The organism is Phaeobacter sp. BS52 (assembly GCF_045040595.1).
Lineage (GTDB): Bacteria > Pseudomonadota > Alphaproteobacteria > Rhodobacterales > Rhodobacteraceae > Phaeobacter > Phaeobacter piscinae.
In genome coordinates this window covers 2,953,702-2,966,555 of the sequence record NZ_CP090662.1, presented here as the reverse complement: position 1 = coordinate 2,966,555, position 12,854 = coordinate 2,953,702, and the positions used below count along the sequence as shown (strand labels likewise).

The window sequence follows — 12,854 nt, the reverse complement described above, 5'->3', positions numbered from 1 at the left end:
ATTCAGGCCTATTTGTGACCCATCTTTTTCATCATCGCCTCAATCAGCGGTACGTCTTCGGGGTTGTTCAGCTCCCAGAATTCACGTCCGCGCGGCTCGACCTCAACGCAGAGGATCTTGCGACCATTTTCAAGGAAGCGCAGCTGCTCCAGCCCCTCCAGCGTCTCAAGGGGACCGACAGGCCACCCTGGATAAGCACTCAGCGCGTCTGGCCGGTAGGCATAGACCCCGACGTGATGGAACACCGGGGTGTCCTGATCGGCCTCATACGTCGTCGAGGTGAACGGCACCACTTCCTTCGAGAAGTAGAGCGCGTTGTTATCCCGCCCGAACACAGCCGTGGTGCCTCCGACGCGACCGGCCTTACGGTCGGCCAGCAGGCTGTTCAGCGTCGCCCCATCGCAACGCAACACCGGTGTTGCCAGCCCCTTGTCAGGGGCACCGCGCAGACCCGAGATCAGATCTTCAACAAACCAATGCGGCGTCAGCGGCGCGTCCCCTTGCAGGTTCACGACGATATCATAGCCACCGCCAAGATTGGCCAACGCCTCCGCACAGCGCTCGGTCCCGTTGCCGCAGCTTTCGGAAGTCATAACCACCTCAGCGCCAAACCCTGTCGCAGCGTCGCGAATCCGCTCATCATCGGTGGCCACCACAACACGGTCGACACCATTGACCGCCATGGCAGCGCGCCAGGATCGTTCAATCAGCGTTTGGCTTTCTCCGCTGGCACCGGTCAAGGCAACAAGCGGCTTGCCAGGATACCGTGTGGAGGCGAAACGGGCGGGGATGACAATCAGAACGGACATCAGGCTTTCTTCAGCTCCACATCCGGCGCATAGGCAATAAAGAAGGGATTTGCGTATCCTTCCTTGCCATAGGTGAGTGGGCTGTGGTCATCGAAACGCACCACCTGACCACCGGCGCCCCCCAGAACGGCATGACCAGCTGCGGTGTCCCATTCCATGGTGCGGCCAACCCGTGGGTACAGATCGGCTTCCCCGGTGGCGACCAGACAGAACTTCAACGACGAGCCTGCGCTTTTGCTGTCTTTCACCGCATATTTATTGATGTAGTCATCAGTCGCCTGATCGCGGTGCGATTTGGAGGCAACCACCATCAATGCATCATTGTCGCTATCTGCAACGCGAATGGGTTTGATCTCTCCAATGGCTGTGGGATCAAACGCACCGGTTTCCTCAACCGCAGAGCCATCCGCCAAGGTGAAGAACATTCGCGACCGCGCCGGAGCATAGACCACACCGCGGGTCGGCACGCCGTTTTCGACCAGTGCGATATTGACGGTGAAGTCACCGCGGCGATGGATGAACTCCTTGGTTCCATCCAAGGGGTCAACGATCAGGAAGGTGTCGCCGCTCTTGCTATGCGAGTCGGCCTGTTCTTCGGTGACCAGCATTACATCCGGAAATGCCGCCCGAAGCCCGGCGGAGATCAGTGCATCTGCGGCCTCATCGGCGGCGGTGACCGGGCTTTCATCCGACTTCACCTTCACCTCGAATTCATCCGAGTTGTAGATCTCCATGATCTTCTCTCCGGCTTCGATCGCCAATCGGCGGATCACCGGAATAAGGTCATCATATGTCACAAACGCTCTCCCTGACCGGGTTTGGTTGATTACAGCAGTTGTCCCCCTTATGGTCGCGGGGAAAGGGAACAGCAAGATTTCCGTGGTAACGATAAGCAGAGTTTCACCTAAAGCAGGTCAGGCTAAGCAACTTTATGTTCGAGCAGCGCCACAAACGGTCCCCCCTCAGCAGCCTCATCGCCATGGGTGAGGTGGTGTTTCATTCCGTGGCGCGCAGTGTGCGGTCCAAGCATAACAATGCCTTCATGGCGCTTGCCCTTAATTTGACGCAGGCCGTGATGTTCGTCGTTGTCTTTTATCTGATGTTCTCATTGCTTGGTTTGCGCGGCGCAGCCATTCGTGGTGATTTCCTGCTCTATGTCATGTCAGGCGTCTTTCTGTTTCTGACCCACACCAAGGCTGTCGCGGCTGTCTCAGGCGCCGAGGGGCCGAGCAGCCCAATGATGCAACATGCGCCAATGAACACAATTGTTGCCATTCTTTCAGCAGCGCTCGGCTCTCTCTACATTCAGGTGCTGTCGATGCTGATCATCCTGTTTGTTTATCACGTCGCCTTCACCCCGATTGAAATCGAAGAGCCCATCGCCGCCTTTGGCATGGTCTTGCTGTCGTGGATTACAGGTGCGGCTGTTGGCCTGATCCTGTTGGTGATGAAACCATGGTCACCAGGGACCGTGGGCATTATTTCCACGATCTATCAGCGAGCCAATATGATCGCCTCGGGCAAGATGTTTCTGGCCAATACCCTGCCCAGTTTCATGCTGTCGATGTTTGACTGGAACCCGCTGTTTCACTGCATTGATCAGGCCCGCGGGTTTGTGTTCATCAACTACAATCCGCATTTCAGCAATTGGCAATATGCCTGCTGGGTCGCCCTGATACTGATCATGATTGGCCTGATGGGGGAGTTTTACACGCGCCGCCGTGCCTCGATCAGTTGGGGAGCTAAGCGCTAGACCACGGAGAGCCCACCATTCAGGTCACCACGCGCAGGGTCAGATTGATCCGCCCGCCTTTTGGCAGCAGACGTGAGGATTTGAACCGAATGCGATCCACCCCGTGATAAGTCAGCCGGGCATCCCCGCCCATCACAACCACATCGCCCGAATTCAGCCAGACTGTATCAGTCTTGCCACCGCGCGATTGATTGCCAATCCGCAGCAGACCATCGTCGCCAAGAGAGATTGACACCACCGGATAGGAGAAATCCGCCTCATCCTTATCCTGATGCAAGCCCATCCGAGCCCCTTCGCCATAATAGTTGATCAGACAGCAATCAGGGCGCCGCTCCAAACCGGTCGTCGCGTGCCAGATGTCCAGGATCTCTGTTGGGATCTCAGGCCAGCGGCGCCCGGCCGGATGGCGCTCTTCGTACCGGTACCCGTCCCGGTCACTGACCCAGCCATAGTCCCCGGCCGACGTCATCCGCACAGACATCTTCCCACCACCGGGCACCTCGGGTGAAAACAGCGGTGCGGCGCGCAGAACCGGACGCAGGCACTCAATCAGCCGCTGCTGCCCGTCCATATCCAGAAGGGGTTTTGTCAGCTCAAACCCCCGCAATCGCAACTTCATCATCACTGTTAGCCCGTTCTTAACCGCTCCCCTGTCAAAAACCGCTGTAATTCGCGAAACAGGACGCGATCTGGCGGTTGCAGGGGGCATTTACGCTCCCTATATACGCCGGGAAGCGGTGAGGTGCAGACCAAACCGCAACTGAATCGGGGCCGGAATGCCAAAATGGGTTCAGACCTCGGGTAATCGCCTTAGAAAGTAAAAAAGGGATCGAACATGAGCAAAGTTATCGGAATCGACCTCGGGACCACCAACTCCTGTGTGGCCATCATGGACGGCTCGCAGCCTCGCGTTATCGAAAACGCTGAGGGCGCCCGTACCACGCCGTCGATCGTAGCCTTCACCGACGATGAACGTCTGGTGGGCCAACCGGCCAAACGTCAGGCCGTCACCAACCCGGACAACACCGTTTTTGGCGTGAAGCGCCTGATCGGTCGCCGGTTCGACGACAGCGATCTGGCCAAAGACAAGAAAAACCTGCCCTTCGCCGTGATCAACGGCGGCAACGGGGACGCCTGGGTCGAAGCCAAGGGTGAGAAATACTCCCCGTCGCAGATCTCCGCCTTCATCCTGGGCAAAATGAAAGAGACCGCCGAATCCTACCTCGGCGAAGAAGTAACCCAGGCCGTCATCACCGTGCCTGCCTACTTCAACGACGCTCAGCGTCAGGCCACCAAGGATGCAGGCAAAATTGCCAGCCTTGAAGTGCTGCGCATCATCAACGAGCCGACTGCCGCCGCCCTGGCTTATGGTCTGGACAAAGAAGAAACCCAAACCATCGCGGTCTATGACCTTGGCGGCGGTACCTTCGACGTGACCATCCTGGAAATCGACGACGGCCTGTTCGAGGTGAAATCCACCAACGGTGACACCTTCCTCGGTGGTGAAGACTTTGACATGCGCATCGTCAACTATCTGGCGGAGCAGTTCAAGAAAGAGCACGGCGTCGATCTGACCAAGGACAAGATGGCCCTGCAGCGTCTGAAAGAAGCCGCTGAAAAAGCCAAGATCGAGCTGTCCTCCTCCAGCCAGACCGAAATCAACCAGCCGTTCATCTCGATGGATCCGTCCTCGGGCCAGCCGCTGCACATGGTCATGAAACTGACCCGTGCGAAGCTGGAAAGCCTGGTTGGCGATCTGATCAAAGCCTCCATGAAGCCTTGTGCCGCTGCGCTGAAGGATGCGGGCCTCTCCGCATCTGACGTTGACGAAGTTGTTCTGGTTGGCGGTATGACCCGCATGCCAAAGGTCATCGAAGAGGTCACCAAATTCTTCGGTAAAGAGCCGCACAAGGGTGTGAACCCGGATGAGGTTGTTGCCATGGGTGCCGCCATTCAGGCTGGCTGTTCTGCAGGGTGACGTGAAAGACGTGGTTCTGCTCGACGTGACGCCGCTGTCGCTGGGCATCGAAACCCTCGGCGGTGTGTTCACCCGTCTGATCGACCGCAACACCACCATCCCGACGAAGAAGAGCCAGGTGTTCTCTACCGCGGAAGACAACCAGAACGCCGTGACCATTCGTGTGTTCCAGGGTGAGCGCGAGATGGCGGCTGACAACAAGATGCTCGGCCAGTTCAACCTCGAAGACATCCCGCCCGCACCGCGCGGCATGCCGCAGATCGAAGTCACCTTTGACATCGACGCCAACGGCATCGTTTCGGTCGGCGCAAAGGACAAGGCAACCGGCAAAGAGCAGAACATCACCATTCAGGCCTCCGGTGGTCTGTCCGATGACGATATCGAAAAGATGGTCAAGGATGCCGAGGACAATGCCGAGGCGGACAAGGAACGCCGCGAGCTGATCGAAGCCAAGAACCAGGCCGAAAGCCTGATCCACTCCACCGAGAAATCGATGGAAGAGCATGGCGACAAGGTGGATCCGACCACCATCGAAGCCATCGAACTGGCGATTGCCGCACTGAAGGACGATCTCGAGAATGAGAAGTCCACCGCCGAGAAGATCAAATCCGGCGTTCAGAACGTCACCGAAGCTGCGATGAAGCTGGGTGAGGCGATCTACAAGTCGAGCCAAGAAGAGGCTGCGGATGAACCTACCGCCGCAGACGATGCGGCAGGCCCCGGTGATGATGACATTGTCGATGCCGAATTCGAAGATCTGGACGACAACAAGCGTTAAGGTCTGATTTTGGCCAGAGCGGGCCGGTCCGAACTCCGGGCCTAGCCCGCTTTCGTTGCGGCAAGAAGGGTATTCCGATGTCCAAACGAGATTACTATGACATTCTCGGGGTGTCCAAAGGGGCCACCGCCGATGAAATCAAGAAAGGCTTTCGCAAGAAGGCCAAAGAGTTGCACCCCGATCGGAACAAGGACAATCCCGAATCCGAGGGGCAGTTCAAAGAGGCCAATGAGGCCTACGATGTTCTAAAAGATCCAGAGAAGAAGGCCGCGTACGACCGCTACGGCCACGCGGCCTTTGAAAACGGCATGGGCGGCGGTCAGCGCGGTGGTCAGGGCGGCCAGGGCTTTGGCGGCGGTGACTTCTCCTCTGCTTTCTCCGATGTATTCGACGATCTGTTCGGCGACTTCATGGGTGGTCGTGGTGGTCAGGGTGGCGGACGGCAACGGGCCGCGCGCGGCTCCGACCTGCGCTATAACCTGCGCATCTCGCTCGAGGATGCCTTTGCAGGGATGCACAAAACCATCAACGTGCCGACTGCTGTGGCCTGTGGGTCCTGCGAGGGCACTGGCGCCGAAGGCGGCGTGGAGCCAACCACCTGCCCGACCTGCTCCGGCATGGGCAAAGTGCGCGCGCAACAGGGTTTCTTCACGGTGGAGCGCACCTGCCCCACGTGTTCCGGCCTTGGCCAGATCATCAAGAATCCCTGTAAATCCTGCCAGGGCCACGGTCGCGTCGAGAAAGATCGCTCCCTGTCGGTGAATATCCCTGCTGGCGTGGAAACCGGCACCCGCATCCGTCTTGCTGGCGAAGGTGAGGCCGGTATGCGTGGCGGCCCGCCCGGTGATCTCTACATCTTCGTAGAAGTGGCTGCGCATGAACTGTTTGAACGCGACGGCAACAATCTTTATTGCCGCGTCCCGGTATCCTTGGCCAAGGCCGCCCTTGGCGGAGCGATCGAAGTGCCCACCATCGACGGTGGTCGCGGGCGGGTTCAGATCCCCGAAGGCAGTCAATCTGGCCGCCAGATGCGCCTGCGCGGCAAAGGTATGCCTGCGCTGCGCGGTGGGGCAACCGGCGACATGTTCATCGAACTGGCGGTGGAAACCCCGGTGAACCTCACCTCCCGGCAAAAAGAGCTGCTGCGGGAATTCGAGGATCTTTCCGAGGACAACACCAACCCGGAATCGCGGAGTTTCTTCTCCTCAGTCAAAAGTTTCTGGGACGGGATGAAAGGCTAAGACCAGCTCGCTCACCCCATTAGACCAAGATAAAGCGCCCTCAAAAGGGGCGCTTTTTTTGATGGTTTTTTGGTACCGGACTGCTTTGACCTGACGGATTAACCCTTTCGCAACCCTGATGGCGCGAGCATTGCGTCATGCCCAAGGAGCCCGCATTCGAGGACGTCTCTCTGCCGCTGTTTCCAGACAGCGCAGAACTCACTGCACCTTCCGCAAAACCACCATCGCCCCCCTCCTACATCAAGGATCATCGCGCCCGACTGCGAGACCGGTTCATGACAGGGGGTGCCGCCGCGATGCCGGATTACGAGTTGCTGGAACTTGTGCTGTTCCGCTCTATCCCGCGCCGGGATGTGAAACCGCTAGCGCGTCAGTTGCTTGACAGTTTTGGCGATTTCAACCGCGTGATCACAGCGCCCCCCGAACGGCTCTCCCAGATTGCAGGAGTTGGCGACGCGGTGATCACCGATCTTAAGGTGCTGGAGGCCGCCGCCCATCGCATGGCCCGCGCAAAGGCCCTGCAACGCCACATCCTGTCCTCCTGGGACGCATTGCTGGATTATTGCCATACGGTCATGGCCCACCGCGAAACTGAGCAATTCAGGGTGTTATATCTTGATCGTAAGAACACGTTGATTGCGGATGAGGAACAGGCCAAAGGCACCGTCGACCATGTGCCTGTCTACCCACGCGAAATCGCAAAGCGTGCCTTGGAGATCAGCGCCAGTGCCCTGATATTGGTGCATAATCATCCATCAGGCGATCCGACACCATCGCCCAGCGACATTGAAATGACCGACCGGGTTGCCCGCGCCCTCGCCGCGTTGGATATCGTGCTGCATGATCATCTGATCATCGGCAAATCCAGCGAACTCAGCTTTCGGTCGGCGGGGTACCTATAGCTGGCTAACGCACCCAGACCTCAACCCGGCGATTTACCTGACGGCCCCACCGCTGATCCTCGCAGGCCATTGGCAGCGCTTCACCGAATGCTGCAATCTCAATTTCTGTACGCTCCAAATTCGCCGTTTCCGCAGCTGCAATCACAGCGTCACGCACCGCCTCTGCACGTTTCATGGCGATGGCTCTATTCCCACTCGCCGGTCCATCCCCGTCTGAGAAGCCAACAAAAACCAGTTCCCGCGCATCATAAGCACCCGCCTCCAGCGAGCGCGCCAGTTGCGTGATATTGCTCCTCGATTGCGCATCCGGGCGGGTCGAGCCCGGCTCAAACCGAAAAGACGTGGTCAGACGCTGTAAGCCATCCAAACGAGAGACAAGCCGCTGAAGCTCCTCCAGCGGCACCTCCGACCCCGCCGCGGTGATCGCATTGGCCAGGCGGTCGCCCTGTACGTTCATGGAGATGCGCTCGGGCGCCTGATCGACGAAGCCAGCCCTGCGAATCACGATCTGCGCACCGGGACCACGCACATAGCTTAGGAAATCCCGCGCCAGTTTGGGCAGCCGCCGGGACGGCAGGTAAAGAAACATGGGCGCGGTCAGCGGATAATCTTCGGTCTTGATCGAACGGCGGTTGGCGCGCAGCGAAAACCCGCAGGCGCCTCGTAAGGTCAGGACCCGCGCAGTCGATGTCTCGGCGAAACTGGCCAGCCCAAGCGCAAAGGGATCCGTTGCAACCACGCGCACCAGAGTACTGCCACGATCGTGGCGCCGCAGGCGGGTCCCCAGTGCCGCTATGTTCGGCGTCTCCAACCGGTCCGAGATAGCCTGCGCCAGGCCGGAGCCTGCCACCGGCAGATGAAGTGAAATCGGCGCATTCGGCCCCCCCAGCTCCGACCAATTGCTGAGGTTACCAGACAGCACCCCTGCGAGATCTGCGACCGAGATTGAGCGGACGGGATTGCCCGGTGCCACAACCGGCACCATCGCATCCAGAGCCAGAACGCGGCTACGCTGCGCGCCGGTCATGTCGCCCATCCCCGCCTCACGGGCCCGCTCACGCTCGGCACTGCGAATCTCACGCAAGGCCATGACAATGTCGGCCTCATTTGCGAGGAGGTCGGCAAATCCCTCGTCCGTGTTGCTGACAAAGAAGCTGAACCTCGCCGCAACCCGTCCAGTATCACGCAGCAGGACATAGTCGAAATTATTGTCAGGCATCGGATCGCGCCGTGTCTGAAACCCGTTTCGCAGCGCAAACCCCTCGATCAGGGCTTGCAAGCGGACCTCTGCCATGGTCGAGGATCCCGACAGGCTGATCTCTGCTACGAAATCTGACAGGCTGGGGCAGCCCGGCCCCTCGCAGCTCACCCCGGAGCCGTCGACTGTCAGCTCTCCAAATTTGGTATCCACGCGATAGAATTCGCCATCGAACCCCAGAATATTCCCGGTGATCTCAACAGCTCCATCCGGCGACGAAAGTGTCACGTCCTGCGCCTTCAGCGGCAGGATCCCGGTGACAAGAAAGAGTGCAGCGCATATTGCCGCACGAAACAAAGCCATGAGAAATCCTGAATAAACCGCGAGTTAATTTGCGGCGATTTTCAGGGTTTCCAGAAGATTATTCAACACAAGAAAGTCACCTGTGGCAGCACAATCCGGCATTGCCAGGGTCAGGTCACGGGTCCGCAATCTCCCATCGCGCAATTCCAGCGTCTGCGCCGAAACATCACGACCACAATTGATTGCTGTCACCTCGGCCTCCACCGTCAGATCAATCGCACCGCTTTGCTCGCCGCCAAGACGTGGCACGCTATAGACCTCCGCCAAACGCGGGGCCAACTGCGTGGCGTCACCAAGCTGCACGACGCTTCCACGCCCCGCCGTCAGATCGGCGCCATGCCAAACGTGACCGGCACTGCCATAGCCCGCGCCAAATTCCCGCGCGTGCAATTCAAACCCGCTGTTGCCCGCCCATTGCAGCACGACCCGGCTGACAAGATCCAGATCCGGAACCGATGTTGTCGCCACCGCGCCACGACCGCTTTTGGGTTCAACGATAAACACCGCGGAAGACGACAGAGCTGGGATCTGCACCGTCAGCGCGCCCGTTGCATCCAGCCGGCTGGAGAACATCATCCCATTGTGATGAATGGTCAAACGTTCGCCCGGCCGACACAGTGACAACACCGTCAACCGAACCTCAGCCATCGGACTGGGCACCGCCTCAGCCGTCATCTCGCAGGAGGTTTCGGGATCCTGACGCAGGAGTTGCCGAGCGTCGCTGTCATCTGCCTCGGGTGTTGCTGCCGTCAGGCTGATGGCGTCAATCTGAAGCGGAGCATCCGTCGGCAGTTCAGGTAGCGCTGTTTCCGCAATGCCTGCTGGATCGGGAGTAGGAATTACCATCGCTGCCGCCGTCCGCGACGGGCCAGCGGTATGCTGCATAGCAAGACCAATCGCCAGGGCGCTACAGAGGGTCGCCGCGCTCATCAGGGCTGTGCGTTTGCTGATCATTACCGACTCCTTACCCAAAAAGGTTAAGGAACCGTGACGCAGAAAGGCGGCCAATTGATGGCCGCCCCTTGCAGAGAATCTGGCGAAACCGTGCAATTGTCACTGATTTCTCCGAATTTTGTCGCCAAATACTTCCGCCTCGAAACCTCAGCTGAGGCTGCCGTGACAGTGTTTGAACTTCTTGCCGGAGCCACAGGGGCATTTATCGTTACGTGATGGATTGCCCCAAGTGGACGGATCGTCCTCGACAAAACCATCTGCTGGTGCTTCTTGCAGCGCTGCTGCAGCACTACCACCCGCCGCAGCCTTCTGCAGTTCGGCCTGTTGCGTGGCCATCTGCATCATCATCTGGCGCTGCTCGTCTTCGCTGATCGGGCGTACATGGGCCAGCTGCTGAGTGACGGTTTCCCGCAGCGTATCAAGCATATTCTCGAACAGCTGGAAGCTCTCGTTCTTATACTCGTTGAGCGGATCGCGCTGCGCGTAGCCACGGAAACCCACGACGGAGCGCAAATGCTCCAGCGTCAGCAGATGTTCGCGCCATTTCGCATCAATTGTCTGCAGCAGAACCTGTTTTTCGATGTTGCGCATGGTTTCCGGGCCAAAGGCTTCGGTCTTCTCAACCATTTTTGCGTCACTGACTTCTACCAGACGTTCGCGAATTTGCTCGTCGTCGACACCTTCTTCAGCGGCCCAATCCACAACTGGAACATCCAGACCCAGCTTCTCGCGAACCTGCTCCTGCAGCCCTTCGCTGTCCCACTGATCCGCGTAGGTCTTGGCGGGCATGTGTACATCCAGCAGGTCGTCGATCACCTCGTGGCGCATGTCAGCGACAATTTCCGAGAGATCCTCAGCCGCCATGATTTCACGACGCTGGTTAAAGATCACCTTGCGCTGGTCGTTCATGACATCGTCGAATTTCAGCACGTTCTTGCGCATGTCGAAGTTGCGGCCTTCGACTTTCGCCTGCGCGCGCTCCAGAGATTTGTTCACCCACGGATGAATAATCGCTTCGCCTTCCTTCATGCCCAGGGTTGAGAGCAGTTTATCCAGCCGCTCAGACCCAAAGATCCGCATCAGGTCATCTTCAAGGCTGAGGTAGAACACCGTGCGGCCCGGATCCCCCTGACGGCCAGAACGACCCCGAAGCTGGTTGTCGATGCGACGGCTTTCGTGACGCTCAGAGGCCATGACGAACAGACCACCGGCCTGTTTGACGGCTTCCTCATCGGCGATATGCGCCTCTTCGATGCGGGCGCGAATGGCCTCATGGTCCCCATCAGGGGTCTCTGCGATCGCCTCAAGCACCTTAAACTCAACGTTGCCGCCCAGTTTGATGTCGGTGCCCCGGCCCGCCATATTGGTGGCGATGGTCACCGCCCCCAGACGACCGGCATCAGCGACGATCTGTGCTTCCTGCTCGTGGTGGCGGGCGTTCAGCACGTTGTGTTTGATGCCCTCCTTCTGGAGAAGCTGGCTGAGCAGTTCAGATTTCTCAATCGAGGTGGTGCCCAGAAGAACCGGCTGCCCGTTTTCATGGGCTTTCTTGGTCTCATTGATCATCGCCTGGTATTTTTCCATCGCAGTGCGATAGACCTGATCGTCCTCATCCTTGCGTGCAATCGGACGGTTGGTTGGCACTTCGACAACACCAAGCCCGTAAATTTCGGCAAATTCTTCGGCTTCGGTCATTGCGGTACCGGTCATGCCGGACAGCTTGCCATACAGGCGGAAGTAGTTCTGGAAGGTCACGGAAGCCAGCGTTGTGTTTTCTGGCTGAATCTTCACCTCTTCCTTGGCCTCAATGGCCTGATGCAGACCCTCGGAGAGACGGCGGCCCGCCATCATCCGTCCGGTGAATTCATCAATCAAGACCACTTCACCATCACGCACGATATAGTCCTTATCGCGCTGGAACAGCTTGTGCGCGCGCAGGGCCTGATTGACGTGATGCACGACTGTTGTGCTCTCAGGATCATAGAGCGACGCACCCTCTTCGAGCAAACCATGGGCGATCAGCTGCTGTTCGAGATATTCGTTGCCATCCTCGGTGAAGGTGACGCCGCGGGTTTTCTCGTCCAGCTCGTAGTGATCATCACTCAGCAGCGGGATTAGCTTGTCGATGGTAGAGTAGAGTTCGGAACGGTCTTCCGCCGGGCCGGAGATGATCAACGGCGTGCGGGCCTCGTCGATCAGGATGGAGTCTACCTCATCCACAATCGCGAAGTTATGATGTTTCTGGAACACCTGATCCAACGACGGCTTCATGTTATCCCGCAGATAATCAAAGCCCAACTCGTTGTTGGTCGCATAGGTGACATCGCTCTGGTAGGCAGCCATTTTTTCGGCGTCAGGCTGACCCGACCAGATCACACCGGTGGTCATGCCCAGCTGTGCAAACACCTTGCCCATCCATTCGCTGTCGCGCTTGGCTAGGTATTCGTTGACCGTGACAACATGCACACCCTTGCCGGTCAGCGCATTGAGGTAGGCCGGGAAGGTCGCAACAAGGGTCTTACCCTCGCCGGTCTTCATCTCAGAGATATTGCCCTGATGCAGGAAGATGCCACCCATCAGCTGGGTGTCAAAGGCCCGCAGACCCAACGCCCGGCGCGCCGCTTCGCGTACATTGGCGAACGCCTCTGGCAGCAGGTCATCCAGGCTTTCCCCGTCCAGCGCGCGTTTGCGCAGCTCGGCGGTCTTGTCCTGCAAATCCTGATCGCTGAGTTTCTCGAACTCGGGCTCCAGCGCGTTGATCTTGGCAATCAGCGGCCGTGTCGCCTTGATTTTGCGGTCATTCGGCGTGCCGAAAACCTTTTTGGCGAGTGTTCCGATACCCAGCATGTGTTCTCCAACCGTCCTGTCATTGACCCCT

9 protein-coding genes and 1 pseudogene are annotated in these 12,854 nt (G+C 58.4%); 4 read left to right on the top strand and 6 right to left on the bottom strand.

Annotated features, from left to right (window positions below; all coding sequences use genetic code 11):
* Window positions 1–8 precede the first annotated feature (8 nt).
* Window positions 9–809, bottom strand: a complete 801-nt coding sequence (locus tag L0Z65_RS14275) for a 3-deoxy-manno-octulosonate cytidylyltransferase (protein ID WP_405108597.1) — start codon at window positions 807–809, stop codon at window positions 9–11.
* Complete coding sequence (gene cysQ / locus L0Z65_RS14270; protein ID WP_102898029.1) at window positions 809–1,606, bottom strand: 3'(2'),5'-bisphosphate nucleotidase CysQ; 798 nt, start codon at window positions 1,604–1,606, stop codon at window positions 809–811. Before cysQ ends, L0Z65_RS14275 begins: the two co-directional genes overlap by 1 nt.
* 134 nt (window positions 1,607–1,740) lie before the next feature.
* On the opposite strand from cysQ, the gene L0Z65_RS14265 reads away from it, so the two are divergent.
* On the top strand, window positions 1,741–2,562 hold the full coding sequence (locus L0Z65_RS14265) for an ABC transporter permease (protein ID WP_405108594.1): 822 nt from the start codon (window positions 1,741–1,743) through the stop codon (window positions 2,560–2,562).
* 19 nt (window positions 2,563–2,581) lie between these two features.
* On the opposite strand, the gene L0Z65_RS14260 is transcribed toward L0Z65_RS14265, so the two are convergent.
* On the bottom strand, window positions 2,582–3,184 hold the full coding sequence (locus L0Z65_RS14260; protein WP_162894096.1) for an alpha-ketoglutarate-dependent dioxygenase AlkB: 603 nt from the start codon (window positions 3,182–3,184) through the stop codon (window positions 2,582–2,584).
* 213 nt (window positions 3,185–3,397) lie between these two features.
* Between L0Z65_RS14260 and dnaK the strand changes: the two are divergent.
* From dnaK to radC, 3 genes and pseudogenes are all read left to right on the top strand, one after another.
* A pseudogene (dnaK, locus tag L0Z65_RS14255) lies at window positions 3,398–5,318 on the top strand (molecular chaperone DnaK).
* Window positions 5,319–5,395: 77 nt separating this feature from the next.
* Window positions 5,396–6,559 carry a molecular chaperone DnaJ gene (gene dnaJ, locus L0Z65_RS14250; RefSeq protein ID WP_102898031.1) on the top strand — a complete coding sequence of 388 codons (1,164 nt, stop codon included), beginning with the start codon at window positions 5,396–5,398 and terminating at the stop codon, window positions 6,557–6,559.
* A 137-nt stretch (window positions 6,560–6,696) separates the two neighbouring features.
* Window positions 6,697–7,461 carry a DNA repair protein RadC gene (gene radC, locus L0Z65_RS14245; RefSeq protein WP_405108591.1) on the top strand — a complete coding sequence of 255 codons (765 nt, stop codon included), beginning with the start codon at window positions 6,697–6,699 and terminating at the stop codon, window positions 7,459–7,461.
* Between the two features lie 4 nt (window positions 7,462–7,465).
* On the opposite strand, the gene L0Z65_RS14240 is transcribed toward radC, so the two are convergent.
* From L0Z65_RS14240 to secA, 3 genes are all read right to left on the bottom strand, one after another.
* A complete protein-coding gene (locus tag L0Z65_RS14240; protein ID WP_405108588.1) occupies window positions 7,466–9,022 on the bottom strand; it encodes a substrate-binding domain-containing protein in 1,557 nt (518 codons plus the stop codon).
* A 24-nt stretch (window positions 9,023–9,046) separates the two neighbouring features.
* Entirely contained in the window at window positions 9,047–9,976 is a 930-nt protein-coding gene (locus tag L0Z65_RS14235) for a hypothetical protein (RefSeq protein WP_405108585.1), read from the bottom strand.
* 147 nt (window positions 9,977–10,123) lie between these two features.
* Window positions 10,124–12,823, bottom strand: coding sequence for a preprotein translocase subunit SecA (gene secA / locus L0Z65_RS14230; protein ID WP_102898035.1), 2,700 nt, complete (start codon window positions 12,821–12,823; stop codon window positions 10,124–10,126).
* Between the last annotated feature and the right edge of the window lie 31 nt (window positions 12,824–12,854).

Bases quoted from the DNA above. Each gene is read 5' to 3' on its own strand.
- L0Z65_RS14265 (WP_405108594.1), top strand. From the start codon at position 1,741: ATGTTCGAGCAGCGCCACAAACGGTCCCCCCTCAGCAGCCTCATCGCC.
- secA (WP_102898035.1), bottom strand. From the start codon at position 12,823: ATGCTGGGTATCGGAACACTCGCCAAAAAGGTTTTCGGCACGCCGAAT.
- L0Z65_RS14275 (WP_405108597.1), bottom strand. From the start codon at position 809: ATGTCCGTTCTGATTGTCATCCCCGCCCGTTTCGCCTCCACACGGTAT.
- L0Z65_RS14235 (WP_405108585.1), bottom strand. From the start codon at position 9,976: ATGATCAGCAAACGCACAGCCCTGATGAGCGCGGCGACCCTCTGTAGC.
- L0Z65_RS14240 (WP_405108588.1), bottom strand. From the start codon at position 9,022: ATGGCTTTGTTTCGTGCGGCAATATGCGCTGCACTCTTTCTTGTCACC.
- radC (WP_405108591.1), top strand. From the start codon at position 6,697: ATGCCCAAGGAGCCCGCATTCGAGGACGTCTCTCTGCCGCTGTTTCCA.
- dnaJ (WP_102898031.1), top strand. From the start codon at position 5,396: ATGTCCAAACGAGATTACTATGACATTCTCGGGGTGTCCAAAGGGGCC.
- L0Z65_RS14260 (WP_162894096.1), bottom strand. From the start codon at position 3,184: ATGATGAAGTTGCGATTGCGGGGGTTTGAGCTGACAAAACCCCTTCTG.